This is a genomic window from Bradyrhizobium sp. CCBAU 25360 (assembly GCF_028128695.1).
In the GTDB taxonomy this organism is placed as follows: domain Bacteria; phylum Pseudomonadota; class Alphaproteobacteria; order Rhizobiales; family Xanthobacteraceae; genus Bradyrhizobium; species Bradyrhizobium ottawaense.
In genome coordinates, this window is the sequence record NZ_LBJA01000042.1 from 291,724 (window position 1) to 316,302 (window position 24,579).

Genomic DNA, 24,579 nt, shown 5'->3' on the forward strand with positions numbered 1-24,579 from the left:
CAATGACGATGTGGGACAAGCTTCAGCCCGAGTTCGTCCCGACGAATGACCTCAAGCTTTCGTCAGCCTGTACTGCCCCAGATCCGGATCATGCGTCATGCGCCAATAGTCGACGAACCGCCACGGCATCGCGGAAAACACGCGGCCACTCGAATTGCGGTAGTAGGTACTCATGCCCGGATGGGTCCAGATCATTGTCTCGTGCTCGGTGTCGACCTTTCGGACGTAGTCGTCGAGCACATCAGGGCGGACGTCGATGGCAGCGACGTCGTGCTCGATCATTTCGGCTAGGCAGGCGGCGATGTAGCGGCTCTGGCATTCCGACTGGAAGATCACGCTGCCGCCATGCGCGGGGCCGGAGTTGGGGCCGAGCATGCAGAAGAAGTTGGGGAAATCGGGCACGGTGAGGCCGAGAAACGCCGTCGGATTGTCGTTGGCCCATGCCTGGCGCAAATTCTTGCCGTCGCGGCCGCTGATGTTGAGGCGGGCCGCCATCTCCGTCACCTTGAACCCGGTCGCGACCACGATGACATCGGCCGGGCGGTGCCTGCCGTCGGCGGTGACGATGCCGCCCCGATCGAAATGGTCGATCGCGTCGGTGACGAGCTCCACGTTCGACCGCGTCAACGTCTTGAACCAGTTGTTGTCGAGCAGGATACGCTTGCCGTAGGGCGGATAGGTCGGCACGCATTTTTCGATCAGGTCCGGCCGCCCCTGCAATTCCGACAGGATGAAGTCGGTCAACTCCTGGCGGTGCCGGTCGTTGCCCTTGTTGACGGCGCGCTCCGGATGCGGCCAGGCCGGGTCCTTGCGCAGGAACGGCAAGAGGCCGTCGCCATAGCGCCAGAACATGTTGAAGCGGTACCACTGCACATAGAACGGCAGATGCGCCAGCAGCCAGCGCGCGCCCTCGCTGATCGGATCGGCATAACCCTTCACCGGCCGCGCCCATTGCGCGCTGCGCTGATAGACGGCGACCGAGGCGACGCGGCCGGCGATCGACGGCACCAGCTGCATCGAGGTTGCGCCGGTGCCGATCACGGCGACATGCTTGCCGTCGAGATTGATATCGCTCGACCACAGCGCCGAATGCAGGATCGTTCCCTTGAAGTCCTCCTCGCCTTTGAAGCGGGCGCGGGAGGGATCGTTGAGCTGGCCGATGGCGGAGACCAGCGCGGTGGATTCGAAGGTCTCCTCGCCGGTCTCGGTCTTGAGCGTCGAGATCCAGCGCCGCTTGCCTTCGTCCCAGCGCGAGGAGGTCAGCTCGGTGTTGACGCGCAGATGCTTGCGAATGCCGTATTCGTCGGCGACTTTCTGGAGATATCCGAGCAGCTCCTCGCGCTGGCAGAAATAGCGCGTCCACGCATTCCCCGAGCCGAAGGAATAAGAATAGGAGTGGTTCGGCGTGTCGACGCCGCAGCCGGGATAGCGGTTGATCCACCAGGTGCCGCCGAGCTCGGCGTTCTTCTCGACGATGGTGTAGGGAATGCCGAGATGGCCGAGCGCCACGCCGAGCGCAATGGCGCAGACGCCAGCGCCGACGATCAGCACGTGCTGGTCGGCAAGCTTGTCGTCGGCAGGACGTTTGGTCCAACGTGCCTCGCGCGATACGAAGCCCATTTCCTCGCGCATCAGAGGGGCATATTCCGGCGCGACATTCTCGCCGAGACAGGCGCGCATCATCTTCAGCAGTAGCTCGTCGCCAGGGTCGGCGATGACAGGCTTCGGCGTACCATCGGCGAAGAGCTTCACCACGGCGGCGCGGATTTCGTCCTGGATCTCCTTGGGCACGCCGGCCTCGGGATCGGGGATGAGGCGGATGTCGCGCTTGGGCAAGTACGGCGCCGCGAGCCATTTCTCGTCGCCGGTCATATGCACCAGCACCATCAGGAGGCAGCGGATGTCGCCTTCCGCGATGGTCGAGGCGAGGTCGAGCGGCCTGTGCGGAGATTCGATGTTCATGGCGTGTCCTGGTCTCCGGAGGCGGTGAAGAGGCCGCGCGTCATCAGCTTGCGATAGGCGGAGATGACGTGCTCGGGCACGGCGGTGACGCCGCCGGCCGAGTAGGAGTAGCGGCGGCTGAGATAGCCGCGCGCGCCCATCAGCATGTGGACGATCGCCTCGAACTCGTCGTCGCTGAAATCCTCGATGCCGCCGGCAAGGCGCGCACGGCGGAGGATGCGGACATAGGCGACCGAGATGTTGTCGAGATGTTTCTGGTATCCGATGGGTGCGAAGAATTCGGCCTCGTTGAGGATGCGCAAAAACTCCGGCACCTCGCGGATGAAGTCGAAGAAGGCGGCGAAGCGCTCGATCTCCTGCCGCGCCGCATCCGCCGTCCCGGTGCGAGCGCGGATGAACTCGACCATGTCGAGGCCGATCTTCGGCAGCAGCTGGTCGAGCAGCTCCTGGCGGTTCTCGAAATGATTGTAGAAGGTGCCCTGCGCGACGCCGGCCTGTTCGGTGATGCGGGCGACGGAGGCTTCGGCATAGCCATGCTTGCCGACGACCTTGGTGGCGGCCTCGAAGATCTTCTGCTTGGTCCAGGCGTTGCGCTCGACGCGGTTGAGCTTTGTGATCTTCGCGGTGGCGGGGCCTTGCGTCATGCCACGGTCTCCAGTTCGGCGCGCAGCACGCGCTTGAGAATCTTTCCAGACGGGTTGCGCGGGAGGCTGTCGCGAATGATCAGCTCCTTCGGCACCTTGAAGCTCGCGAGCCGCGCGCGACAATGCTCGGTGAGGGCAGGGAGCTCGAGCCTGGCGCCCTCGGTCAGCACGACGATCGCGACCGGCCGTTCGCCCCAGCGCCCATCGCGCAGGCCGATCACCGCGACTTCGCGCACCTCGGGCAATTCATAGATGACGCGCTCGACCTCGGAAGAGGCGATGTTCTCGCCGCCGGAGATGATCATGTCCTTCTTGCGGTCGGTCAGAAACAGGAAGCCATCCTCATCGAGATAGCCGACGTCGCCGCTGCGGAACCAGTCGCCGAAGAAGGCGGACGCCGTCTTCTCCGGATCCTTCCAGTAGCCGCGCGTGATCTTCGGTCCGCGCAAGCAGATCTCGCCGTTGACGTTCGCCGGCACGACCTTGCCGTCCTCGTCGCGGATCTCGATTTCGACGTGGGCAATCGCACGCCCCGTCGAGCCGATCTTCTCGATCTCGCGGCCGGCCTCCATGAAGGTGTCGCCGCCGACGGTCTCGGTGAGGCCATAGGCATCGATGTAGCGCGCATTGCGGAAGAGTTGCGAGAAGGCGCGGATGCGCAGCTCCGGCGTCTTCTCGCCGCCGCCGATGGCCCATCGCAGGCTGGAGACGTCGTAGCGCTCACGCGTCGGGCAGGTGAGCATCGCGCTGGTCATCACGGGCGCGAACCATGCCGCGTTGAGCTTGTCCTCGGCGATCGCCGCGAGCGTTGTCTCCGGCTCGAAATTGCGTTCGATGCGGATGAAGCCGCCATGCCAGAGCACGGCGAGGCCGGGCAGGTCGAGCGCGCCGACGTGATAGAGCGGGCCGACGACGAGCAGTCGCGTCTCGGCGCTGAGCCCCAGCGCGATCGTCTGGTCCGCCGACTTCCAGTAGAAATTATCGTAAGAGAGCATCACGCCCTTAGGACGATCGGTCGTGCCTGAGGTATACATCAGCCGCATCAGGTCGGATGGCGCGCGACCATGCATCGGCGCGGGCGGCACATCGCCCGCGAGATGTGTCATGCTCTGCTGCGCGGCGTCGTCGAGCACGACAATCCCGGTGCCCGCGGCATTCGCAGCCAATTCCTCGTCGACGATCAGAAGCCGTGCGCCGGCATTGCCGGTGATGTAGCCGACCTCGTCGCGGGAGAGACGGAAGTTGATCGGCAAGAACACCGCGCCGAGATGGCTGGTGGCGAAGACCAGCTCCAGGAACGCCGCGCTGTTCTTCATCAGCACCGCCACGATGTCGCCGGCGCTGATGCCCTGCGCGGCGAGCCAGCCTGCCACCATTCGGACACGCGCATCGAGCGCCGCGTAGGAGATCTCCTCGCCGCGATATTTCAGCGCGGGCCGGTCCGGCGTGCGCCGGGCATGAAAGGCGATGAAGCTCGAAAGATTGATCATTTTGCGGATCTTGGGCCGGTCATCGGCCTCGCTTCCTCCCTCGATGAATTCTGACTCGTAATTCATCTTCGGCTTGACGTCACCCCCCACCCTCTGAAATCCTTGGGAGCACGGAGACGAGACGATCTCCGACAGGGATCAGGACACGCCGACCCGACAGAGGGAGGGAAAAATGACGAGGACCCGCACGCCGGGCATCAGCCGCCGTTCAACGCTGGCGCTGATGGGCGCCGGTGCGATGAGTGTTGCCGCGCCTTGGGTGGCGCGTGCGCAAGCCAAGACCATCAAGATCGGCATGCCGACGATCCTGTCGGGCCGCGTGGCGCAACTCGGCACGTCCTCGCGCAATGCGGTGATGCTCGAGGTCGAGAAGGTCAACGCCGCCGGCGGCTTGGCCGGCCGGCAGATCGAAATGGTGATCCGCGATTCCAAGGGCCAGCCGCAGGAAGCCGCCCGCGTCGCGCGCGAGCTCGTCAACACCGACGGCTGCGAATTGCTGCTCGACGGCGAGGCGTCCTCCGGATCGTTCGCGGTGCATGAGGTCGCGCGCGATCTCGGCGTGCTCTGCGTCCATACCTGCTCGGAAGCCTCTTCGCTGACCGCTGATCCGAAGCAGCACATCCCGAACGCGTTCCGCTGCGTGCGCCAGGGCATCCACGATTCCATCGTCGGCGGCAGCTACGCCGCCGCGATCGCCAAGGCCAAGGGCCTGAAGAAATGGGCGACCTGTTCGCCCGACTATGCCTACGGCCGCGACACCACCGGCGAATTCACGCTGTACCTGAAACGTTTCGCGCCTGATGTGGAGATCATCAGCGAGTCCTGGCCAAAGCTGTTCCAGCCCGACTACACCGAGGTGGTGACGAAGATCCTCCAAGCCAAGCCGCAGGCGCTTTATTCCTGCCTCTGGGGCGGCGATCTCACCTCCTACATCGACCAGGCCAACATCTACGCGATGTTCAGCCAGATGGAGGTGTTCGCGGTCAACATGGCCGACTACACCGCGCTCACCGTCGTGAAGAACCTGCCCAAGGGCATCCACTCCGGCAACCGCTACATCAAGACCTTTCCGACCACGCCGGAGAACGCGGCCTGGGGCGATGCCTACAAGGCGAAGTATAACGAGTATCCGACCAACTGGTCGTGGCAGAACGCGACCGCCGTGATGTTCCTGGCCGAGGCCGCCAGGAAGGCGAACTCCGCCGACGGCAAGAAGATCGCGGAGGCATTGAAGGGCCTCACCATCAAGTGCCCGTTCGGTGCCGACGGCACCGTGACGATGCGCGGCGACGACCACACGCTGGTCGGCTACGCCATCGGCTGGGGCACCACGATCCCGCAGGAGCCGTATGTGCCGGAGGTCAAGGCCGGCGACTGGAAGACGATCTTCGAGTTGGAGGCCGAGTGGAAGAAAAGCAAGGGTTACACCTGATCTGATGTGCGGCGGAGACGGGCGACCGTCTTCGCCGTTTTCGTTTGATTTTCGCGCCGTGTCAGGCGCGCCGCAATGAAAGTGCTCCCGTGGATCTCGACGCGCTTGCCGGCTGCCTCTCCAGCTCCGCCTGCCTGGTGACGCAGACCACCAGCGGCCTCATCATCGGCATGCTGCTGTTCCTGGTTGCGGTCGGGCTGACGCTGATCTTCGGCGTGCTCAAGGTGGTCAATTTCAGCCACGGCGCCTTCTACATGTTCGGCGCCTATTTCGCGATGACCGCCTATCAGCTCACCGGGAGCTTCGCGCTCGCGATGCTGGCGGGCGCGGCCGGCACCGCCATTCTCGGATTGATCTTCGAGCGCGTCTTCATGAGCCGCGTCTATGGCGCGGACGTCTTGATGCAGCTCCTCGTCTGCTACGCCTTCGTGCTGATCTTCGACGATGTCGTGCGCCTGATCTGGGGGCCGGAATTCAAGTCGATGGGCATGCCTTCCGCGTTCCAGGTGATGCCGCTGTTCATCGCCGGCGGCGTAGTGCCGCCTTATTATCTGCTGCTGATCGGCGTTGCGCTCGTTGCGGCCGTCGTGCTCGGCATCGGGTTGTCGCGCAGCCGCATCGGCAAGGTGATCCGCGCCGCCGCGCAAAATCCCGGCATGGTGTCCGCGCTCGGCATCAACACCGGCCTGATCTATGGCGGCGTGTTCGCGCTCGGCGGCATGCTGGCGGGCCTCGCGGGTGCGCTTGCCGCGCCGGTGCGCTCGCTCACGCCCGGGATGGGATTCTCGGTGCTGATCGAATCCTTCATCGTCACCGTGATCGGCGGCATGGGCTCGATCCTGGGCGCCCTGATCGGCGCGCTGCTGCTCGGCCTGATCCGCTCGTTCGGCTCGCTCGGCTTTCCCCTGTTTACCGAAGGCCTGATGTATCTGTTCATGGTGATCGTGCTGGTCTCGAAACCCACCGGCCTGTTCGGCAAGGAGGCGGCATGACCGAGCTGGAGGCCGGACACGCGCAAGGGCTGGCACCCGTGCGCGGTGGCTCGGTACTGCAACGCTATCGCGACGTCCTGATCGCGCTGGTCGCCTTTGCCGTGCTGGCGAGCCTGCCGCTCTTGACGGGCAGCAAGGCGCTGCTCGATTTCGTCATCCGCTGTTCCGCCTACGGCCTGTTCGCGACCTCGCTCAACCTCCTGGTCGGCTACACCGGCCTGACCTCGTTCGGCCACGGCATGTTCTTCGGCCTTGGCGCCTACAGTTTCGGCCTGATCATGCAGAAGCTCGGCGTGCCCATTCCGGTCGCCTTCGTTGCGACGCTGGCGATCACGGCGCTCATCGCGGCCGTCATCGGCGCAATCTGCGTGCGGCTGAAGGAAATCTATTTCGCCTTCGTCACGCTCGCCTTCCAGATGCTGATCCATTCGACCATCCTGTCCTGGGCTTCGTTCACCGGCGGCGACCAGGGCTTGCGCGGCGGCATTCCCCGACCCGTCTTTCTCGGCATCGATCTTTCCAACCACGTCCATCTCTACATCGCGAGCTGCGCGCTGTTGATCCTCGGCCTGCTCGCGATGCGCCAGATCGCGCAATCGCCGTTCGGCTACACGTTGCGGATGATCCGCGACAATGCCGCGCGCGCGAGCTTTCTCGGTATCGATGTCTGGCGCGCCAAGCTGACCGTGTTCGTGCTGGCGGCGCTGTTCGCGGCGATGGGCGGCATGGTGATGGCGCTGTTCGTTTCCGGCGCCTATCCGGAATTCGCCTATTGGACCATCTCGGGTGAAGGCATCTTCATCAACATGCTCGGCGGCGTTTCAACCTTTTTGGGGCCGATGGTCGGCACCGTGCTGCTGCTGCTGCTCAACGACACCGTGACGCGGTTCACCGAGTATCACGGCATCGTGCTCGGCGTGGTCATCCTGTTCTTCGCGCTGGGCCTGCGCAAGGGCCTGCTGGATTTCGTCGCCGAGTGGTTCTCGCAGCGGCGTGACGCAGGCGAGGGCCGCTAGCGATGCTGGAGATCCGCAACCTCGCAAAATCCTTTGGTGGCGTGAAGGCGACCAACGACGTCTCGCTGGATTTCCCCGACGGTTCGCTCACTGCGGTGATCGGTCCGAACGGCGCGGGCAAGAGCACCTTCTTCAATTTGATCACCGGCGCGTTGAAGCCTGACACCGGCCAGGTGCTGCTCGACGGTGTCGACCTCGCCGGCCGCTCGCCGCCGGAGATCGTCCGTCATGGCATCGGTCGCGCCTTCCAGGTGGCGAGCATCTTTAAATCGCTGACGGTGCAGGAGACCATGCTGGCTGCCGTCAGCGCCGACCAGCGTTCGTCCGCGGTGCTGCACAAGCGCTTTCCGTTGGCGGAGACGCGCGACCGCGCCGAACACGTGATGGAGCTGCTCGGCCTTGCGGGCAAACGCCATCGCACCGCCGCGACATTGTCGCATGGCGATCAGAAACTCCTCGATATTGCCCTTGCGCTGGTGCTCGAACCAAAGGTGCTGCTGCTGGACGAGCCGACCGCCGGCATGGGGCCCGAAGAGCGCTGGCGCATGATCGACAAGGTGCGCGAGCTCTGGGAAACCCAGAAGATCACCGTCGTCTTCATCGAGCACGACATGGACATCGTGTTCAAGATCGCGCCCAAAATCGTCGTGCTCTGCTATGGCCGCATTCTTGCGACCGGCACGCCCGACGAGATCCGCAACGACAGCGCCGTGATCGAAGCCTATCTCGGCACCGAACATGCAGGAGCGGCCGGATGAGTTCCGTCGTCATCGAGGTCGCCGATCTCGACGTCTATTATGGCACCAGCCAGATCCTGTTCGGTGTCGGCCTCTCGGTGCGGCAAGGCGAGACCATGGCACTCCTGGGCCGCAACGGGGCGGGCAAATCGACGACCATGAAGGCGATCATGGGGCTGGCGCCGCCGCGACGGGGCAAAGTGAGCCTGCGCGGTGCTCTGATCTCGGGCCGGAAGCCGCATCATATTGCGCGCGCCGGTCTTGGCTTCGTGCCGGAGGACCGCCAGATCTTTCCGGAGCATACGGTCGAGGACAATCTCGTCATCGGGAAGAAGAGGGGGCCGGAGGGCCAGGACGAATGGCCGATCAAGCGCATCTATGAGGTCTTCCCGCTGCTGGAACCGCTGCGCCATCGCATTGCCGGGCGTCTCTCAGGCGGCGAGCAGCAGATGCTGGCGATCGCGCGCACGCTGATGGGCAATCCGGCGCTGTTGCTGCTGGACGAGCCGAGCGAGGGGCTCGCGCCGATCATCGTGCAGCGGATCGGCGAGCTGTTGCGGCAGCTTCGAAGCATCGGATCGACCGTGCTGATCGCCGAGCAGAACATGCATTTCTGCCTGGGGCTCGCAAGCCACGCCACGATCATCGACAAGGGCCAGATCGTCTACGCCGCAGGAATTGACGAGCTGAAAGCCAATGAGGCGATCCGCCGGCGTTATCTGGCCCTCTGAGCCGGGCGGGCGGTGTCCGAATAGGCCCGAAGAAGAAAGCGGTTGTCCGAGGTCATTCCGGCGGAAGGAGTTTCCCCGCGGGGGACCAAAAAAGCCAATCGCTTCCATTGCTGTTTGGGGTCGAAAAGACGACATTTCAGCCACGAATTGATGGATTGGCCTGCTATGGAACGCACTGGATTTGAGCCCTTTGGCGAGCAGTTGGTATCCGCGACGGATGCCCAGCCGAAGTCGCGCGCGTCAAAGCTCCTGTTGCGGGTCGGCACCGGGCTGTTCTGGTCGCTCGTGGCCGGAATCGTGCTCGCGCGTGCAGCGTTCTTCGAACCCGGCGTTTACGACGGGTTCAGCCGTGTGGCCTCGCTCGCCAAGAGCCTGATCTTCTGAGGCCGTTTATTCCGGGTTGAGGACAGAACTTCCCTCGGCCCTGATATGTCGAAAACTTATTCCCCATTGATCTGGCGCTGCGTATAAATCTTTCTCCTCTGGGAGAGATTTGTGTCGCAGAATCAAGCATCCAGCCCGGCCGATGCCAAGCCGGCCACCGCCGCGAGCCGTATTTTCGCGCTGATTCCAGGCATCCTCCTCTGTGTCGCCGTCGCCGGTGTCTCGGCCCTGCTCGAAAGGGCGGAGCTCGGCGTCTTCGAACATCCCTATGTCGAGGCGCTGGTGATGGCGATCCTCCTCGGGATGGCCCTGCGCAGCTTCTGGAAACCCGCGCCGCGCTGGCAGGCCGGCATCGCCTTCAGCGCCAAGCAGCTCCTCGAAGTCGCGGTCATGCTGCTGGGAGCCTCGATCAGCTTCGCCGCCATCGCGGCCTCCGGCGTCGCGCTGCTGGCGTCGATCGCTGCCGTCGTTGTGATTGCGCTCTGCGTCTCCTTTGGTCTCAGCCGGATGCTGGGCCTGTCGACGCGGCTGTCGATTCTGATCGCCTGCGGCAACTCGATCTGCGGCAATTCGGCCATTGCTGCCGTGGCGCCGATCATCGGTGCCAGCAATGACGAGATCGCGTCCTCGATCTCCTTCACCGCGATCCTTGGCGTGATGATGGTGCTCGGCCTGCCGCTGCTGATTCCGCTGTTGCAATTGTCTGCCACGCAATACGGCATCCTCGCGGGCCTCACGGTCTATGCGGTGCCGCAGGTGCTGGCCGCGACGGTCCCGGCCGGGCTCGTCTCGACACAGATCGGCACGCTCGTGAAGCTGATGCGTGTGCTGATGCTCGGGCCGGTCGTGGTCGGCCTGTCGCTCGCCGCCTCGCGCTGGCAGAGCGATGCCAAGAAGACCCATGTTGGCTTCTTCCGCCTGGTGCCCTGGTTCATCCTCGGCTTTCTGGCGCTGGCGACCTTGCGTTCCCTCGAAATCGTGCCGGGGACGGTGGTTGGTCCGGTGACCAAGATCACGAGCTTTCTCACCGTGGTGTCGATGGCGGCTCTCGGTCTCGGCGTCGACGTACGCGTGCTCGCCAATGTCGGCGGGCGGGTGACGGCCGCGGTAACGCTGTCGCTGATGCTGCTGCTCGGCATCAGCATCGCACTGGTGCATTGGTTCAAGTGAGCGGCGCGCTCTCTGGACTTCCCCCGCCAGACGTTTATTGGTTTTCGCCAATGTGATCGGCTGCGGCTGATCCGATAAACAACGAGGGCGCGGCCATGACGACATTGACGGTGAAAGACCTTCTCCCTGAGGACGGAACACGCGGCACACTCGCCGGCCGCGTCTGGCTGCCGCAGGCGAACGGTCCGGCCGTGGTCGCCGTCCGTGGCGACGGCGTGTTCGACGTCACCGCAAGATTTCCGACCATCAGCGCGCTCTGCGAAGAGGACAACCCGGCCAAGGCGCTGAGCTTGACCAAGGGCGAGCGCATCGGCGATCTCGACGCCATCGTGGCCAACACGGCGCCGGACCAGCGCGATCGCCAAAAACCTTGGCTGCTTGCGCCCGTGGACCTGCAGACGCTGAAGGCTGCCGGCGTCACTTTTGCCATCTCGATGCTGGAGCGCGTGATTGAGGAGCGCGCAAAGGGCAATCCGGCCTCGGCCGAAGCGATCCGCAAGGAAGTGACGCGGCTGATCGGCGATGATTTGTCGAAGCTCAAGCCTGGCTCCGACCAGGCGATGCATCTGAAGCAGGTGCTGATCGACCAGAACGCCTGGAGCCAATATCTCGAGGTTGGCATCGGTCCCGATGCCGAAGTGTTCACCAAGGCGCCGACCATGTCCTCGGTCGGCACCGGCATGGATGCCGGCCTGCATCCGAAATCGACCTGGAACAATCCGGAGCCGGAGCTCGTGCTGTTCGTGTCGAGCCGCGGCAAGATCGTCGGCGGCGCGCTCGGCAACGACGTCAATCTGCGCGACTTCGAAGGACGCTCGGCGCTGCTGCTGTCGAAGGCCAAGGACAACAACGCCTCCTGCGCGATAGGACCGCTGCTGCGCCTGTTCGACGACAGTTTTACGCTCGACGATGCGCGCAAGCTCGACATCAGCCTGAACGTGAAGGGGGCGGACGGCTTCGTTCTCGACGGCCATTCCTCGATCAGCAAGATCAGCCGTGATCCGACCGATCTGGTCGAGCAGACCATCGGCAAGGTGCATCAATATCCTGATGGCTTTGTGCTGTTCCTCGGCACGATGTTCGCGCCGGTCAAGGATCGCGATGCGCCGGGGCAGGGGTTCACCCACAAGCGCGACGACATCGTCACGATCGCAGCGCCCCAGCTCGGCAAGCTCGTCAACCGCATGCGCACCAGCGACGAGTGCGAGCCCTGGACCTTCGGCATCGGTGCGTTGATGAAGAACCTGGCGCAGCGGAAGCTGATTTAGCGCTTCACGTCTCGCAGCTGACCTCCCACGCGAACGTCTATGAGGCCGTCATGCCCGGGCTTGTCCCGGGCATCCACGTTCTTTGTCAGGCGAAGTAAGGCGTGGATGGCCGGGACAGGCCCGGCCATGACGGTTGTCCGTGGCTGGACTCACCTACAAACCTCCTTCATCTTCCCGTTGCATCGGGGGAACAAAATCGCGCTTGGCGTGTCTTAGAATCGCCTGCCGCCGCTCGGCGCGATTTCCTCTAAATAGTCAAATAATATGACTAGTCGGAACTCTTCTTCCGTGAAATAGTCCCTCCCGCCGCCTCGAAGGCCGGCCTGCGGGTGCCATGTTACCAATAGGCGCCCCGGATAACATCTTGGGAGACTCGCCTGATGATCCTCAAAGCCCTCTTTGCGGCCAGCGCCACGGCCGCCTTGCTGCTCGCGCTGCCGGCGAATGCCGCCGAGCTCACCATCGGCTTCTCGCAGATCGGATCGGAATCCGGCTGGCGCGCGGCCGAGACGTCGGTCTCCAAGCAGGAGGCCGCCAAGCGCAAGGTCAATCTCAAGATCGCCGACGCGCAGCAGAAGCAGGAGAACCAGATCAAGGCGATCCGCTCCTTCATCGCGCAGAACGTCGATGCGATCTTCCTCGCGCCCGTGGTCTCGACCGGCTGGGACTCGGTGCTGAAGGAGGCCAAGGAAGCCAAGATCCCGGTCGTGCTGCTCGACCGCGACATCGATCCGTCCGGCAAGGAGCTCTATCTCACCGCGGTCACCTCGGACAGCGTGCATGAGGGCGAGGTCGCCGGCGACTGGCTGGCCAAGACAGTCGGCGCCAAGGCCTGCAACATCGTCGAGCTGCAGGGCACCGTCGGCGCCAGCGTCGCCACCAACCGCAAGAAAGGCTTCGACACCGCCATCGCCAAGCACGCGAACCTGAAGGTGGTGCGCAGCCAGACCGGCGACTTCACCCGCGCCAAGGGCAAGGAGGTGATGGAAAGCTTCATCAAGGCCGAAGGCGGCGGCAAGAACATCTGCGCGGTCTACGCCCACAACGACGACATGATGGTGGGCGCGATTCAGGCGATGAAGGAAGCCGGCCTCAAGCCCGGCAAGGATATCCTCACCGTTTCGATCGACGCGGTCCCCGATATCTTCAAGGCGATGGTTGCCGGCGAAGCGAACGCCACGGTGGAGCTGACGCCGAACATGGCCGGCCCAGCACTGGATGCCGTCGCAGCCTTCAAGGGCAAGGGCACGGTACCGCCGAAGTGGATTCAGACCGAGTCCAAGCTCTATACTGCCGCCGATGATCCGCAGAAGATCTACGACAGCAAGAAGGGCCTCGGTTACTGAGGCGGGCGCCGCGCCGGACCGCTTCCGGTGGTCCGTCGCCCCCCTTCGAAACCGCTGCACGAACGACTAGGCTGGGTGTCCGCTTCAATGGCGGGCACCCGTGGGAGCGAATTTGCCATGCAGAACAGCCCCGATCCTGCTCTGCCCCTTCTTGAGGTGCGCGGGATCAGCAAGAGCTTCGGCGCTGTGCGCGCGCTGCAGGAGGTCGACTTCACGCTGCGCGCCGGCGAGATCCATGCGTTGCTCGGCGAGAACGGCGCCGGCAAGTCCACGCTGATCAAGGTCGTCACCGGCGTATTCCCACGCGACGCCGGCATCGTCAGGATCGGCGGTGAAGAGGTCGCGCCGCGCTCGGCCAAGGCAGCGCTGGCCGCGGGCATTGCCACCGTCTACCAGGAGGTCAATCTGCTGCCGAACCTGTCGGTGACGCAGAATCTGTTCCTCGATCGCCAGCCAATGCGCTTCGGCATCGTGCGTGAGGGCGAGATGCGCCGCCGCGCCAAGGCGCTGCTTGCGGAGTTTGGCCTCGACATCGACGTCGCCGCGCCGCTCGGCAACTATTCGGTCGCCGTGCAGCACGTCACCGCGATCGCGCGCGCCGTCGATCTCTCCGCGCGGGTGTTGATCCTGGACGAGCCCACCGCGAGTCTCGACCGTCACGAGGTCGAGATCCTGTTCGGCATCATGCGCCAGCTCGCGAAACGCGGCATCGGCATCGTCTTCGTCAGTCACTTCCTCGACCAGGTCTACGAGATCTCCGATCGCATCACCGTGCTGCGCAACGGTCGCCTCGTCGGCGAGCGCGAGACCGCCTCGCTGCCGCGCCTCGAGCTGATCCGGCTGATGCTCGGCCGCGAGTTGGCCGAGACCACCAGCGCACGCGCATCAGCGGGCGAGCACAAGGTGCGCGAAATCTGCGCGAGTTTCGAGAATTACGGCAAGGCCGGCTATGTCGCGCCGTTCAATCTCGAGCTGCGCCATGGCGAGGTCGTCGGTCTCGCCGGCCTGCTCGGCTCGGGCCGGACCGAGACGGCGCGGCTGGTGTTCGGCGCCGAGCGCGCCGATGGCGGGAAGGCGAGGGTGGAAGGTGTGCCGGTGCGGCTGCAGTCGCCTCGCGACGGCGTACGCCACGGCTTTGGCTATTGTCCGGAGGAGCGCAAGACCGACGGCATCGTTGCCGAGCTCACGGTGCGCGAGAACATCGTGCTCGCGCTCCAGGCCAAACGCGGCCTGCATCGGCCGCTGTCGCGCCGCGAGCAGGACGAGATCGCGCGCCGCTACGTCAAGATGCTCGACATCCGTCCGCCCGATGCTGAGCGCCCCGTCGGCCTGTTGTCCGGCGGCAATCAGCAGAAGGTTCTGCTGGCGCGCTGGCTCGCGACCTCGCCGCGGCTTCTGGTGCTGGACGAGCCGACCCGCGGCATCGACGTCGGCGCGCATGCCGAGATCATCCGCCTGATCCGCGAGCTCTGCGACGACGGCTTGTCGCTGCTCGTGATCTCCTCCGAGCTCGATGAGATCGTAACCTATTCCGACCGCGTCGTGGTGCTGCGCGACCGCGCCCATGTCGAGGAGCTCGCGGGCGACGCGGTCGACGTCGGCAACATTCTCGCGGCCATTGCCGCCGATAGCGCCGCTGTTGCGCTTGAGGCCCACACATGACAGCGCTGTTGCCGCGCCGCGGCCTTGCCCAGATCCTCGCATTGATCGTCATCCTCGCGGTCGACCGTGTTGTGTCGCCGCAATTCTTCGACCTGCGCCTCCAGGACGGCCGTCTGTTCGGCAGCCTGATCGACGTGCTCAACCGCGGCACGCCGGTGGCGCTGCTGTCACTCGGCATGGTTCTGGTGATCGCGACGCGCGGCATCGATCTGTCGGTTGGCGCCGTCATGGCGATCGCGGGCGCGATCGCGGCGAGCCTCGCCGACACTCACAGTCTGGCCGTCGTGCTGGCGGCAGCGCTCGGCGCGGGCCTGATTTGCGGGCTGTGGAATGGCTTCCTTGTCGCGGTACTCGGCATGCAGCCGATCGTGGCGACGTTGATCCTGATGGTGGCGGGACGCGGCATCGCCCAGCTCATCACCGAGGGACGCATCGTGACGTTCTCCTCGCCGGATCTGGTCTGGCTCGGCAATGGCTCGGTGCTCGGCCTGCCGGTACCGGTCGTGATTGCGCTCGGCATGCTGATCCTCACCGGCGCGGTGGTACGTGGCTCGGCGCTGGGGCTCCTGATCGAGGCGACCGGCGGCAACGCGCGGGCGAGCGAGCTTGCCGGCGTCGGCACCCGTGCGATGATCCTGTCGGTCTATGTCTGGTGCGGCGTCTGCGCCGCGCTGGCTGGCGTGATCGCGGCGGCCGACATCATGGGGGCAGACGCGAACAATGCCGGCCTCTGGCTCGAGCTCGATGCGATCCTGGCCGTGGTGATCGGCGGCACCTCGTTGTTCGGCGGCCGCTTCAGCCTCGTGCTGGCCGTACTCGGCGCGCTGATCATCCAGACCATGAACACCGGCATCCTTTTGTCCGGCTATCCGCCGGAGTTCAACCTGCTGGTCAAGGCGGTAGTGGTGCTCACGGTGCTGTTGTTGCAATCGCCGAAGCTGACCGGCTTTGCCGGCATCTCTGCGCGGCTGCGGAGGACGAAGGCATGAGAGGTCTGCCGCCCGCCCTCATTACGGCGATCGTGCTGGTCGCGGGCTTCGCAGCCTGCGCGGTGCAGTTTCCCAACATCGCCTCGACCCGCGTCGTCGGCAATCTCCTCACCGACAACGCTTTCCTCGGCATCGTCGCGGCCGGCATGACCTTCGTCATCATCTCCGGCGGCATCGATCTCTCGGTCGGCTCGGTGATCGGCTTCACCACGGTCTTCGTTGCGCTCGCGATCGAGCGCTGGGGCATGCCGCCGCTGGTTGCTTTCGTCGCCGTCCTCGCACTCTCGGCGGCCTTCGGTGCGGCGATGGGCGCGGTGATCCATGTCTTTGATTTGCCACCCTTCATCGTGACGCTCGCCGGCATGTTCCTGGCGCGCGGAGCGAGCTTCCTGCTCTCCACCGAATCCATACCGATCACCGCGCCTATTTATTCGACCGTGTCGGACTTCGCCTTGCGATTGCCGGGTGGAGGGCGGTTGACGGCGATTGCGATCATCATGCTCGCGATCGTGATCGGCGGAGCCTTTCTGCTGCATCTCACCCGGTTCGGCGCCAATGTATATGCGCTCGGCGGCAGCCGGACGACCGCGAGCCTGATGGGCGTTGCGGTCGGCAAGATGACCGTGAAGATCTACATGCTGTCGAGCCTGCTCGCAGGCATCGCCGGCATTGTCTTCTCGTTCTACACCAGCGCCGGCTATTCGCTTTCCGCCGTCGGCGTCGAGCTCGACACCATCGCCGCCGTCGTGATCGGCGGCACGCTGCTCACGGGCGGGCAGGGCTCGGTGATCGGTACTTTCCTCGGCGTGCTGATCCAGGGCCTGATCCAAACCTACATCAATTTCGACGGCACGCTGTCGAGCTGGTGGACCAAGATCGCGACCGGTATCTTGCTGTTCGCCTTTATTGCCTTGCAGCAGGGACTGGTCGCGCTCGCGCGCCGGCCGCTGGCGAAGAGCGCAGGAGCCGCCACATGACATCGCGCATCGTCGTCATCCCGACACGGCGGGCTCACTCCAACCATGCGGAGGTCGCCCGCTCGATCGGCATCGACATCATCGCCGGCCGCTACGCCGAGGGCACTCGCCTGCCTGGTGATGCCGAGATGATCGCGATGTTCGGCGTGTCGCGGCCGGTGCTGCGGGAGAGCGTGAAGACCCTGGTCGCCAAGGGCCTGCTGACCACCAAGGCGCGCGTCGGCACCGTCGTACGCGAACGCGCCGCCTGGAACATGTTCGACGCCGACGTCCTGGCCTGGCATCTGGACGCCGGCATCGACAAGCGTTTCCTCAACGACCTCGCCGAGATCCGTCTCGCGGTCGAGCCGCGCGCGGCGATGCTGGCGGCCGCGCAGCGGTCGGAGGAGGACCTGGCCGAGCTTCGGCGCAGCATGGACCGCATGCGGCTCGAAGCGTCCGATTCGGTCGGCTTTGCCGATGCCGACCTCGCACTCCACGTCGCCGTGGCGCGCGCCTCCGGCAACCTGTTCATGCGCTCGATCGGTCACGTCATCGAGGCCGCGCTTCGCGCCTCGTTCCTGCTGAGTGCGCCGGTCGAATTGGAAGACCGCGACACGGTGCTGCTCTGGCACCAGAAGATCGTCGATGCCATTGCGGCCGGCGATGCGGAGGCCGCCTCTGAGGCGATGATTTTCGTCATTCACAACGGCATGCATCGCCATGAGGGCACGGTCATCGAGACCGCGCCGGCCTCCGTGGAATCTGGAGAGGGATCGTGACGGAACTCCGCATCGCCATCGTCGGCTTCGGCAAGATCGCGCGTGACCAGCATGTCGGCGCGATCGCCGCCGTGCCGGGCGCGGCACTGGCGGCGATTGCCAGCCGTAACGCCTCGCTGCCGGGACTGCCGCATTTCGCGACCATCGAGGAGCTGCTGGAAAAGGGACCGCCGATCGATGCGGTCTCGCTCTGCACACCGCCGCAGGTGCGTCGCGCGCAGGCTGCCGCGGCGCTCGCCGCCGGCAAGCATGTCATGCTGGAGAAGCCGCCGGGCATCGGTGTCGCCGAGCTCGATCCGCTTGTAGCGATGGCGGCGGAGGCAAAGCGCACGCTGTTTGCGACCTGGCATTCGCGCCATGCGCCGGCGGTCGAGCCCGCGCGGCAATGGCTCGCTGAGCGACGCATCAAGTCGGTGCACGTCAGCTGGAAGGAGGATGTTCGCGTCTGGCATCCCGGTCAGGGCTGGATCTGGGAACCAGGCGGCCTCGGCGTGTTCGATCCCGGCATCAACGCGCTGTCGATCCTGACCAAAATCCTGCCGAAGCCCGTGTTCGTCACCGCGGCCGAGTTGGCGTTTCCCGCCAATTGCCAGGCACCGATTGCGGCGAACCTGACGCTGACGGACATCGACGGCCTTGCTGTGATCGCCGAGTTCGATTTCCGCCAGACCGGACCGCAGAGCTGGGATATCCTCGTCGATACCGACCAGGGCCGGATGACTTTGTCCAGCGGTGGCGCACGGTTGGAGGTCGACTGCAAGGTGCTTGCCGAGGCGCCCGATGAGGAATATCGCGGGCTCTACCGGCGCTTCGTCGAGCTCGCGGCGACCGGCGCAAGCGACGTCGATCTGACGCCGCTTCGCCTCGTTGCCGACGCCTTCCTGCTCGGCAGGCGCACCGTCGTCGAACCGTTTGTGGATTAGACATGGCCGCATCAAAAATCACAAAAGACATCTTCGGCACACTGCCTGACGGTCGCAAGGTCGAGCGCATCGTGCTGCGCGGCGAGGGCGACTTCGAGGCGCGCATCATCACCCACGGCGCGGTGATCCAGGCGCTGATTGCGCCGGATGCGAAGGGCGGTCATGACGACGTCGTGCTCGGCCATGACGCGTTCGCCGGCTATCTCGCGGAGCGAAAGTTCCTTGGGGCCACCGTCGGCCGCTATGCCAACCGCATTGCCAAGGGGCAGTTCTCGCTCGACGGCGAGACGGTGCAACTTCCCGTCAACAACGGGCCGAACGCGCTGCACGGCGGCCTCGATGGATTCGACCGCAAGCTCTGGCAGATTGCGGAGATCGACGACGGCGCCGAGCCCGCGGTGACGCTGACCTATGTCAGTCCGCATGGCGAGGAGAATTATCCCGGCCAGCTCGATGTCCGCCTGACCTATCGCGTCACCGGCCCGACCGAATTGTCGTTGAGCATGGAGGCGCGGACCGACCGTCCCACCATCGTCAACCTGACCAACCACAGCTTCTTCAATCTGGAAGGCGCAACGTCAGGCACGCCCATTCTCGATCACAGGCTGACGGTTGCCGCCGAACATTTCCTCGCCATCGATCCCACCGCCATTCCGCTGCCCGGACCGCCGCGCGCGGTGGCCGGCACGCCGTTCGACTTCCGGGAGCCTCGGCAGGTTGGTGAGCGCATCCGGCAGAGCGATGAGCAATTGCAGAGCGGCAGGGGTTACGACCACACCTACTGCCTCGCGCGCGACGGCAAGCTCGCACTTGCTGCCCGGCTGGAGGCACCGCGCTCGGGGCGCGTCATGGAGCTGTTCACCGATCAGCCCGGCGTTCAGGTTTATTCCGGCAACTATCTCGATGGCACGATTTCGGGGAAGGGCGGCAAGCTGATCCGGCAATCGGATGCCATGTGCCTGGAGCCGCACATCTGGCCTGACGCGCCGAACCGGCCGGATTTCCCGAGCCCGCGCCTCGATCCCGGCGGAGCCTATCGGCACCACACGGTCTATCGCTTCGGTGTGAGGACGTCATGATGGAACAGGTGCCGACATCAGTTCTCTCGGACGATCCCTGCCATCTCGGCGAGGGCCCGACCTATGACGTGACCACCGATACGGCGTGGTGGTTCGACATCCGCGAAGGACGGCTGTTCGAGGCGCAACTCGGCAGCGGCAGCATCCGCGTCCATGCGCTCGGCCGGATGGCCAGCGCGCTCGGGCGCATCGATGCCGAGCGCCAGTTGATCGTCGCCGAGGACGGTCTGTATATCCGCAAGCTTGCCGACGGCGCCATGACGCTGTTCTGTCCGCTCGAGGCGGACAATCCTGCCACGCGCTCCAATGATTGCCGTGTGCACCAGTCCGGCACGTTCTGGATCGGCACCATGGGCAAGAAGGCCGAGCCGAAGGCGGGGGCGATCTACGCGCTCCATCGCGGCAAGATCTCGACGCTGTTTCCCGGCATCAGCATTCCCAATTCGATTTGCTTCTCGCCGGATGGCGCCATTGGCTATTTCACCGACACTGCGCGTGCCGTGCTCTACGCAGTCCCGCTCAATCCCGCGACCGGCCTGCCGCGCGGCGAGCCGGAGGTGCTGCTGCGCCACACCGGCATCGGCGGCCTCGATGGCTCGGTGTGCGATGCCGACGGAAACATCTGGAATGCCTGCTGGGGCGCGAGCCGTATCGATGTCTATTCTCCGCAAGGCGAGCCTCTGCGCTCACTGAGCGTGCCGGCGAAGCAGGCGAGTTGTCCCGCCTTCGTCGGTTCCGATCTGTCGCGCCTCCTTGTCACGTCAGCGTGGCAGGATATGGACGCGGCAGGGCGCGCCGCCGATCCGCAAGCCGGTTGCACGTTTCTATTGGAGGCGTCCGCGCGCGGTCGCGCGGAGCCCGACGTCAAGCTCGCATAGGAGACCGGAGGCAGCCCACGACGACGTTCTCGACGAAATAAAGAAACAGTCTGACACCCAAGGGAGTAAAACATGCTGAAACTGAAGACGACATTCCTCGCACTGGCGCTGGCCGGCGCTGCGACGATGGCCACAGGCCTCACCGCCTCCGCCCAGGACAAGGCGACCGTCGGCATCGCGATGCCGACCAAATCGTCGGCGCGCTGGATCGACGACGGCAACAACATGGTCAAGGTGCTGAAGGAGCGCGGCTACAACACCGACTTGCAATATGCCGAGGACGATATCCCGAACCAGCTCTCGCAGGTCGAGAACATGGTGACCAAGGGCGCGAAAGCCCTGGTGATCGCCGCGATCGACGGCACCACGCTGTCCGACGTGCTCAAGCAGGCCAAGGCCAAAGGCATCACCGTGATCGCCTATGACCGCCTGATCCGCGGCACGCCGAACGTCGACTATTACGCGACCTTCGACAATTTCCAGGTCGGCGTGCTCCAGGCGCAGTCGATCGAGCAGGGGCTCGGGCTGAAGGACGGCAAGGGCCCGTTCAACATCGAGCTGTTCGGCGGCTCGCCCGACGACAACAACGCCTACTTCTTCTACAACGGGGCGATGAGCGTGCTGAAGCCCTATATCGACAGCGGCAAGCTCGTCGTCGCCTCGGGCCAGATGGGCATGGACAAGGTCGCGACGCTCCGCTGGGACGGCGCCACTGCCCAGGCCCGCATGGACAATCTGCTCAGCGCCTACTACGGCAACAAGAAGATCAACGCCGTGCTCTCGCCCTATGACGGCATCTCGATCGGCATCATCTCCTCGCTGAAGGGCGTCGGCTACGGCAGCGCCGATCAGCCGATGCCGATCATTTCGGGGCAGGACGCCGAGGTGCCCTCGATCAAGGCGATGCTGCGCGGCGACCAGTACTCGACCATCTTCAAGGACACCCGCGACCTCGCCAAGGTGACCGCCGACATGGTCGACGCCGCGCTGGCCGGCAAGCAGGTCGCGGTCAACGACACCAAGACCTACGAGAACGGTGTCAAGACCGTGCCGTCCTACCTGCTCAAGCCGGTCGTGGTCTACAAGGACAATTGGGAGAAGGTGCTGGTTGAGAGCGGCTACTACAAGAAGTCGCAGTTCCAGTAGAGTTCTCGTGCCGTCGTTCCGGGGCGCCCGAAGGGCGACCCCGGAGCCTCGAGATTCCGGGTTCGATGCTTCGCATCGCCCCGGAATGACGGCGGAGGGATTCACGAAAGTTTCCAAGGACACGACGCCATGACCGCCATGCTGGAGATGCGCAACGTCAGCAAGAGCTTTGCCGGCGTGCAGGCGCTGCGCGACGTCAACTTCTCGGTTCACGCCGGGCAAATCCACGCGCTCGTCGGCGAGAACGGCGCCGGAAAGTCGACGCTGATGAAGGTGCTCAGCGGGGTCTACCCGCATGGCAGCTACGAGGGCACCATCGTCTTCGACGGTGAGGAGCGGCGCTTCCGCGACATCAACGATTCCGAGGCGCTCGGCATCATCATCATCCACCAGGAGCTGGCGCTGATCCCGCTGATGTCGATCGCCGAGAACATCTTCCTGTCGCATCCGCCGTCGAAGCTCGGCGTCATCGACCGCGACAAGGTCTACCGTCGTACACGTGATCTGCTGGCACAGGTCGGCCTGAAGGAATCCCCGGACACCCTGATCACCGATCTCGGCGTCGGCAAGCAGCAGCTTGTCGAGATCGCGAAGGCGCTGTCCAAGCGGGTGCGGATGCTGATCCTGGACGAGCCGACCGCGAGCCTCAACGAGGCCGACAGCGCCGCGCTGCTCGAACGCCTGATGGCGTTCCGCGAGCAGGGCATCGGCTCGATCCTGATCTCGCACAAGCTCAACGAGGTCGCCAAGGTCGCCGACCACATCACCGTGCTCCGCGACGGCCGCACCGTCGACAGCATCGATTGTCGCGCCGGGCCGATCCAGGAAGACCGCATCATCCGCAGCATGGTCAATCGCGACATGGCTCACCGTTTCCCGGAGCGTAGCGTGAAGATCGGCGAGCCTGTGCTCGACGTCGCGAACTGGTCGGTCTATCACCCCATCCATCCCGAGCGGCAGGTGATCAAGAACGTCAGTTTCGGCGTCAGGCGCGGCGAGGTCGTCGGCATTGCTGGACTGATGGGCGCCGGCCGCACTGAATTCGCCATGAGCCTGTTCGGCCGTTCCTGGGGCACCAATATCAGCGGCAGCATCCGGCTCGAAGGCAGAGACATGGTGCTGCCGAGCGTCGCGGCGGCGATCGACGCCGGCCTTGCCTACGTCACCGAGGACCGCAAGCAGCTCGGCCTGATCCTGGCCGACGACGTCCGCAAGAACATCACGCTCGCCAGCCTCGATCAGGTCGCACCTAAACGCGTGATCGACGACATCGCCGAGCTGAAGATCGCCAGCGACTATCGCACCCGCATGCGCATCCGCTGCTCCGACGTCTACCAGGAGACCGGCCAGCTCTCCGGCGGCAACCAGCAGAAGGTTGTGCTGTCGAAATGGCTGATGACCGACCCAAAGGTGCTGATCCTGGACGAGCCGACAAGGGGCATCGACGTCGGTGCCAAATACGAGATTTACTGTATCATCAACGAGCTGGCGGAAGCCGGCCGCGGCGTCGTGGTGATCTCCTCGGAGATGCCCGAGCTGCTCGGCATCTGCGACCGGATTTGCGTCATGAACGACGGCGCCTTCGTCGGCGAGTTCAAGGGTGCGGACGCGACGCAGGAAAAGATCATGCGCGCCATCATGCGCAACGAACGAAACATTGGGAACGCCGCGCCCGCGGCCGCGGAAATGGGAGGAATGCAGCCATGACCGACAAGACGGTATCGCTGCCCGAGGAGCGCCGGCACGGCAGCTTCATCAAGAACAATTTGCGCAACTACGGCATGTTGATGTCGTTGATCGCGATCATGCTGTTCTTCCAGGTCATGACCGGCGGCACGCTGCTGCAGCCGCTCAATCTGACCAACCTGGTGCTGCAGAACAGCTACATCGTCATCATGGCGCTCGGCATGCTGCTGGTCATCGTCACCGGCCATATCGACCTGTCGGTCGGCTCGGTCGCCGGCTTCGTCGGCGCGGTGGCCGCCGTGCTGATGGTGACCTACAAGATCGACTACACGCTCGCCTTCATCGCCTGCCTGTTGCTGGGGGCGGCGATCGGCGCGGCGCAGGGCTATTGGGTGGCCTTCTTTGGCATTCCATCCTTCATCGTGACCCTGGCGGGCATGCTGGTGTTCAAGGGCCTCGCGCTCGCGGTGCTGCAGGGGCAGTCGCTCGGCCCGTTCCCGGCGACCTTCCAGAAGCTGTCGTCGGGCTTCATTCCGGAACTGCTGCCCGAAGCCGGCACGCTGCATCCGACCTCCATGCTGATCGGTGCCGTGCTCGCGCTCGGGCTCGTCTATGCCAGTGCCAAGGGCCGTTCGCGCGAGCAATCGCATGGCATCGAGGTCGAGCCCTACGCGTTCTTCCTGGGGAAGAGCGTTCTGCTCGCCTGCGCCGTGCTCTATTTCACCTATCTGATCGCCTCGCATCGCGGCCTGCCGAACGTGCTGGTCATCATGACCGCGTTGATCGCGCTCTATGGCTTCGTCACCCGGCGCACCGTGATCGGCCGGCAAGTCTACGCGGTCGGCGGCAATGCGAAGGCGGCAAAACTGTCGGGCATCAAGACCGAACGGCTGACCTTCCTCACCTTCGTCAACATGGGCGTGCTGGCCGCGCTCGCCGGCCTCGTCTTCGCCGCGCGCCTCAACACCGCGACGCCGAAGGCGGGATTGGGTTTCGAGCTCGACGTCATCGCCGCCTGCTTCATCGGCGGCGCCTCGGCCTATGGCGGGGTCGGGCGCGTCGGCGGCGCCGTGGTCGGCGCCATGATCATGGGCGTGATGAACAACGGCATGTCCATCCTCGGCATCGGCATCGACTACCAGCAGGTGATCAAGGGCCTGGTGCTGCTCGGGGCGGTGTGTATCGACGTGTATAACCAGCGGCGGTAGCCGCAACGGCGATGCCGTAGGGTGGGCAAAGGCGCAACGCGCCGTGCCCACCATTCGTCTCCGATCAAGGGAAGTGGTGGGCACGCGTCCGCCTGCGG

22 protein-coding genes are annotated in these 24,579 nt (G+C 64.7%); 19 read left to right on the forward strand and 3 right to left on the reverse strand.

The window, feature by feature from the left end; all coding sequences use genetic code 11:
- Positions 1-51: 51 nt before the first annotated feature.
- Genes XH81_RS25505 through XH81_RS25515 form a run of 3 tightly spaced genes read right to left on the reverse strand, consistent with a single transcriptional unit; the run spans position 52 to position 4,096 of the window.
- Positions 52-1,962: a flavin-containing monooxygenase gene (locus XH81_RS25505; protein ID WP_028142382.1), complete on the reverse strand. Its 1,911-nt coding sequence runs from the start codon at positions 1,960-1,962 to the stop codon at positions 52-54.
- A complete protein-coding gene (locus XH81_RS25510) occupies positions 1,959-2,606 on the reverse strand; it encodes a TetR/AcrR family transcriptional regulator (protein ID WP_028142383.1) in 648 nt (215 codons plus the stop codon). The genes XH81_RS25505 and XH81_RS25510 overlap by 4 nt, the downstream gene beginning before the upstream one ends.
- Positions 2,603-4,096: an AMP-binding protein gene (locus tag XH81_RS25515; protein ID WP_028142384.1), complete on the reverse strand. Its 1,494-nt coding sequence runs from the start codon at positions 4,094-4,096 to the stop codon at positions 2,603-2,605. The genes XH81_RS25510 and XH81_RS25515 overlap by 4 nt, the downstream gene beginning before the upstream one ends.
- Before the next feature lie 172 nt (positions 4,097-4,268).
- Here XH81_RS25515 and XH81_RS25520 point away from each other — a divergent pair, with 172 nt between their 5' ends.
- The 19 genes from XH81_RS25520 to mmsB all read left to right on the forward strand — a co-directional run bounded on the left by XH81_RS25520 (position 4,269) and on the right by mmsB (position 24,481).
- Positions 4,269-5,528, forward strand: coding sequence for an ABC transporter substrate-binding protein (locus XH81_RS25520; RefSeq protein WP_028142385.1), 1,260 nt, complete (start codon positions 4,269-4,271; stop codon positions 5,526-5,528).
- Between the two features lie 89 nt (positions 5,529-5,617).
- Entirely contained in the window at positions 5,618-6,520 is a 903-nt protein-coding gene (locus XH81_RS25525; RefSeq protein WP_028142386.1) for a branched-chain amino acid ABC transporter permease, read from the forward strand.
- On the forward strand, positions 6,517-7,536 hold the full coding sequence (locus XH81_RS25530; protein WP_028142387.1) for a branched-chain amino acid ABC transporter permease: 1,020 nt from the start codon (positions 6,517-6,519) through the stop codon (positions 7,534-7,536). The genes XH81_RS25525 and XH81_RS25530 overlap by 4 nt, the downstream gene beginning before the upstream one ends.
- Positions 7,537-7,538: 2 nt before the next feature.
- Positions 7,539-8,294 (forward strand): ABC transporter ATP-binding protein, encoded by a 756-nt coding sequence (locus tag XH81_RS25535; protein WP_028142388.1) that lies wholly within the window; start codon positions 7,539-7,541, stop codon positions 8,292-8,294.
- On the forward strand, positions 8,291-9,004 hold the full coding sequence (locus XH81_RS25540; protein ID WP_028142389.1) for an ABC transporter ATP-binding protein: 714 nt from the start codon (positions 8,291-8,293) through the stop codon (positions 9,002-9,004). The genes XH81_RS25535 and XH81_RS25540 overlap by 4 nt, the downstream gene beginning before the upstream one ends.
- A gap of 42 nt (positions 9,005-9,046) precedes the next feature.
- On the forward strand, positions 9,047-9,388 hold the full coding sequence (locus XH81_RS25545) for a hypothetical protein (RefSeq protein WP_244439127.1): 342 nt from the start codon (positions 9,047-9,049) through the stop codon (positions 9,386-9,388).
- 111 nt (positions 9,389-9,499) lie between these two features.
- The gene (locus XH81_RS25550; protein WP_028142390.1) at positions 9,500-10,558 is read left to right on the forward strand and encodes a YeiH family protein; all 1,059 of its coding nucleotides are present in this window, start codon (positions 9,500-9,502) and stop codon (positions 10,556-10,558) included.
- 95 nt (positions 10,559-10,653) lie between these two features.
- Positions 10,654-11,826, forward strand: a complete 1,173-nt coding sequence (locus XH81_RS25555; protein ID WP_028142391.1) for a fumarylacetoacetate hydrolase family protein — start codon at positions 10,654-10,656, stop codon at positions 11,824-11,826.
- 380 nt (positions 11,827-12,206) lie between these two features.
- On the forward strand, positions 12,207-13,172 hold the full coding sequence (gene ytfQ, locus XH81_RS25560) for a galactofuranose ABC transporter, galactofuranose-binding protein YtfQ (protein WP_018315902.1): 966 nt from the start codon (positions 12,207-12,209) through the stop codon (positions 13,170-13,172).
- A gap of 117 nt (positions 13,173-13,289) precedes the next feature.
- On the forward strand, positions 13,290-14,834 hold the full coding sequence (locus XH81_RS25565) for a sugar ABC transporter ATP-binding protein (RefSeq protein ID WP_271596404.1): 1,545 nt from the start codon (positions 13,290-13,292) through the stop codon (positions 14,832-14,834).
- Complete coding sequence (locus XH81_RS25570) at positions 14,831-15,823, forward strand: ABC transporter permease (RefSeq protein WP_038947149.1); 993 nt, start codon at positions 14,831-14,833, stop codon at positions 15,821-15,823. Before XH81_RS25565 ends, XH81_RS25570 begins: the two co-directional genes overlap by 4 nt.
- Entirely contained in the window at positions 15,820-16,800 is a 981-nt protein-coding gene (gene yjfF / locus XH81_RS25575; protein ID WP_038947150.1) for a galactofuranose ABC transporter, permease protein YjfF, read from the forward strand. The genes XH81_RS25570 and yjfF overlap by 4 nt, the downstream gene beginning before the upstream one ends.
- Positions 16,797-17,561, forward strand: a complete 765-nt coding sequence (locus XH81_RS25580) for a FadR/GntR family transcriptional regulator (RefSeq protein ID WP_038947151.1) — start codon at positions 16,797-16,799, stop codon at positions 17,559-17,561. The genes yjfF and XH81_RS25580 overlap by 4 nt, the downstream gene beginning before the upstream one ends.
- Positions 17,558-18,484 (forward strand): Gfo/Idh/MocA family protein, encoded by a 927-nt coding sequence (locus tag XH81_RS25585; protein ID WP_271596405.1) that lies wholly within the window; start codon positions 17,558-17,560, stop codon positions 18,482-18,484. The genes XH81_RS25580 and XH81_RS25585 overlap by 4 nt, the downstream gene beginning before the upstream one ends.
- Positions 18,485-18,486: 2 nt before the next feature.
- Positions 18,487-19,563: an aldose epimerase family protein gene (locus XH81_RS25590; protein WP_028142397.1), complete on the forward strand. Its 1,077-nt coding sequence runs from the start codon at positions 18,487-18,489 to the stop codon at positions 19,561-19,563.
- On the forward strand, positions 19,563-20,441 hold the full coding sequence (locus tag XH81_RS25595; protein ID WP_271596424.1) for an SMP-30/gluconolactonase/LRE family protein: 879 nt from the start codon (positions 19,563-19,565) through the stop codon (positions 20,439-20,441). Before XH81_RS25590 ends, XH81_RS25595 begins: the two co-directional genes overlap by 1 nt.
- A gap of 72 nt (positions 20,442-20,513) precedes the next feature.
- Complete coding sequence (chvE, locus tag XH81_RS25600; RefSeq protein WP_038970571.1) at positions 20,514-21,587, forward strand: multiple monosaccharide ABC transporter substrate-binding protein; 1,074 nt, start codon at positions 20,514-20,516, stop codon at positions 21,585-21,587.
- Between the two features lie 129 nt (positions 21,588-21,716).
- Complete coding sequence (mmsA, locus tag XH81_RS25605) at positions 21,717-23,294, forward strand: multiple monosaccharide ABC transporter ATP-binding protein (RefSeq protein WP_271596406.1); 1,578 nt, start codon at positions 21,717-21,719, stop codon at positions 23,292-23,294.
- Positions 23,291-24,481: a multiple monosaccharide ABC transporter permease gene (mmsB, locus tag XH81_RS25610; RefSeq protein WP_018315912.1), complete on the forward strand. Its 1,191-nt coding sequence runs from the start codon at positions 23,291-23,293 to the stop codon at positions 24,479-24,481. Before mmsA ends, mmsB begins: the two co-directional genes overlap by 4 nt.
- The last annotated feature ends 98 nt before the right edge of the window (positions 24,482-24,579 follow it).

What these genes read in the sequence shown, in the direction of transcription:
- XH81_RS25505 (WP_028142382.1), bottom strand. Translation starts at nt 1,962, where the DNA reads ATGAACATCGAATCTCCGCACAGGCCGCTCGACCTCGCCTCGACCATC.
- XH81_RS25510 (WP_028142383.1), bottom strand. Translation starts at nt 2,606, where the DNA reads ATGACGCAAGGCCCCGCCACCGCGAAGATCACAAAGCTCAACCGCGTC.
- XH81_RS25515 (WP_028142384.1), bottom strand. Translation starts at nt 4,096, where the DNA reads ATGATCAATCTTTCGAGCTTCATCGCCTTTCATGCCCGGCGCACGCCG.
- XH81_RS25520 (WP_028142385.1), top strand. Translation starts at nt 4,269, where the DNA reads ATGACGAGGACCCGCACGCCGGGCATCAGCCGCCGTTCAACGCTGGCG.
- XH81_RS25530 (WP_028142387.1), top strand. Translation starts at nt 6,517, where the DNA reads ATGACCGAGCTGGAGGCCGGACACGCGCAAGGGCTGGCACCCGTGCGC.
- XH81_RS25535 (WP_028142388.1), top strand. Translation starts at nt 7,539, where the DNA reads ATGCTGGAGATCCGCAACCTCGCAAAATCCTTTGGTGGCGTGAAGGCG.
- XH81_RS25540 (WP_028142389.1), top strand. Translation starts at nt 8,291, where the DNA reads ATGAGTTCCGTCGTCATCGAGGTCGCCGATCTCGACGTCTATTATGGC.
- XH81_RS25555 (WP_028142391.1), top strand. Translation starts at nt 10,654, where the DNA reads ATGACGACATTGACGGTGAAAGACCTTCTCCCTGAGGACGGAACACGC.
- ytfQ (WP_018315902.1), top strand. Translation starts at nt 12,207, where the DNA reads ATGATCCTCAAAGCCCTCTTTGCGGCCAGCGCCACGGCCGCCTTGCTG.
- XH81_RS25565 (WP_271596404.1), top strand. Translation starts at nt 13,290, where the DNA reads ATGCAGAACAGCCCCGATCCTGCTCTGCCCCTTCTTGAGGTGCGCGGG.
- XH81_RS25570 (WP_038947149.1), top strand. Translation starts at nt 14,831, where the DNA reads ATGACAGCGCTGTTGCCGCGCCGCGGCCTTGCCCAGATCCTCGCATTG.
- yjfF (WP_038947150.1), top strand. Translation starts at nt 15,820, where the DNA reads ATGAGAGGTCTGCCGCCCGCCCTCATTACGGCGATCGTGCTGGTCGCG.
- XH81_RS25580 (WP_038947151.1), top strand. Translation starts at nt 16,797, where the DNA reads ATGACATCGCGCATCGTCGTCATCCCGACACGGCGGGCTCACTCCAAC.
- XH81_RS25590 (WP_028142397.1), top strand. Translation starts at nt 18,487, where the DNA reads ATGGCCGCATCAAAAATCACAAAAGACATCTTCGGCACACTGCCTGAC.
- XH81_RS25595 (WP_271596424.1), top strand. Translation starts at nt 19,563, where the DNA reads ATGGAACAGGTGCCGACATCAGTTCTCTCGGACGATCCCTGCCATCTC.
- chvE (WP_038970571.1), top strand. Translation starts at nt 20,514, where the DNA reads ATGCTGAAACTGAAGACGACATTCCTCGCACTGGCGCTGGCCGGCGCT.
- mmsA (WP_271596406.1), top strand. Translation starts at nt 21,717, where the DNA reads ATGACCGCCATGCTGGAGATGCGCAACGTCAGCAAGAGCTTTGCCGGC.
- mmsB (WP_018315912.1), top strand. Translation starts at nt 23,291, where the DNA reads ATGACCGACAAGACGGTATCGCTGCCCGAGGAGCGCCGGCACGGCAGC.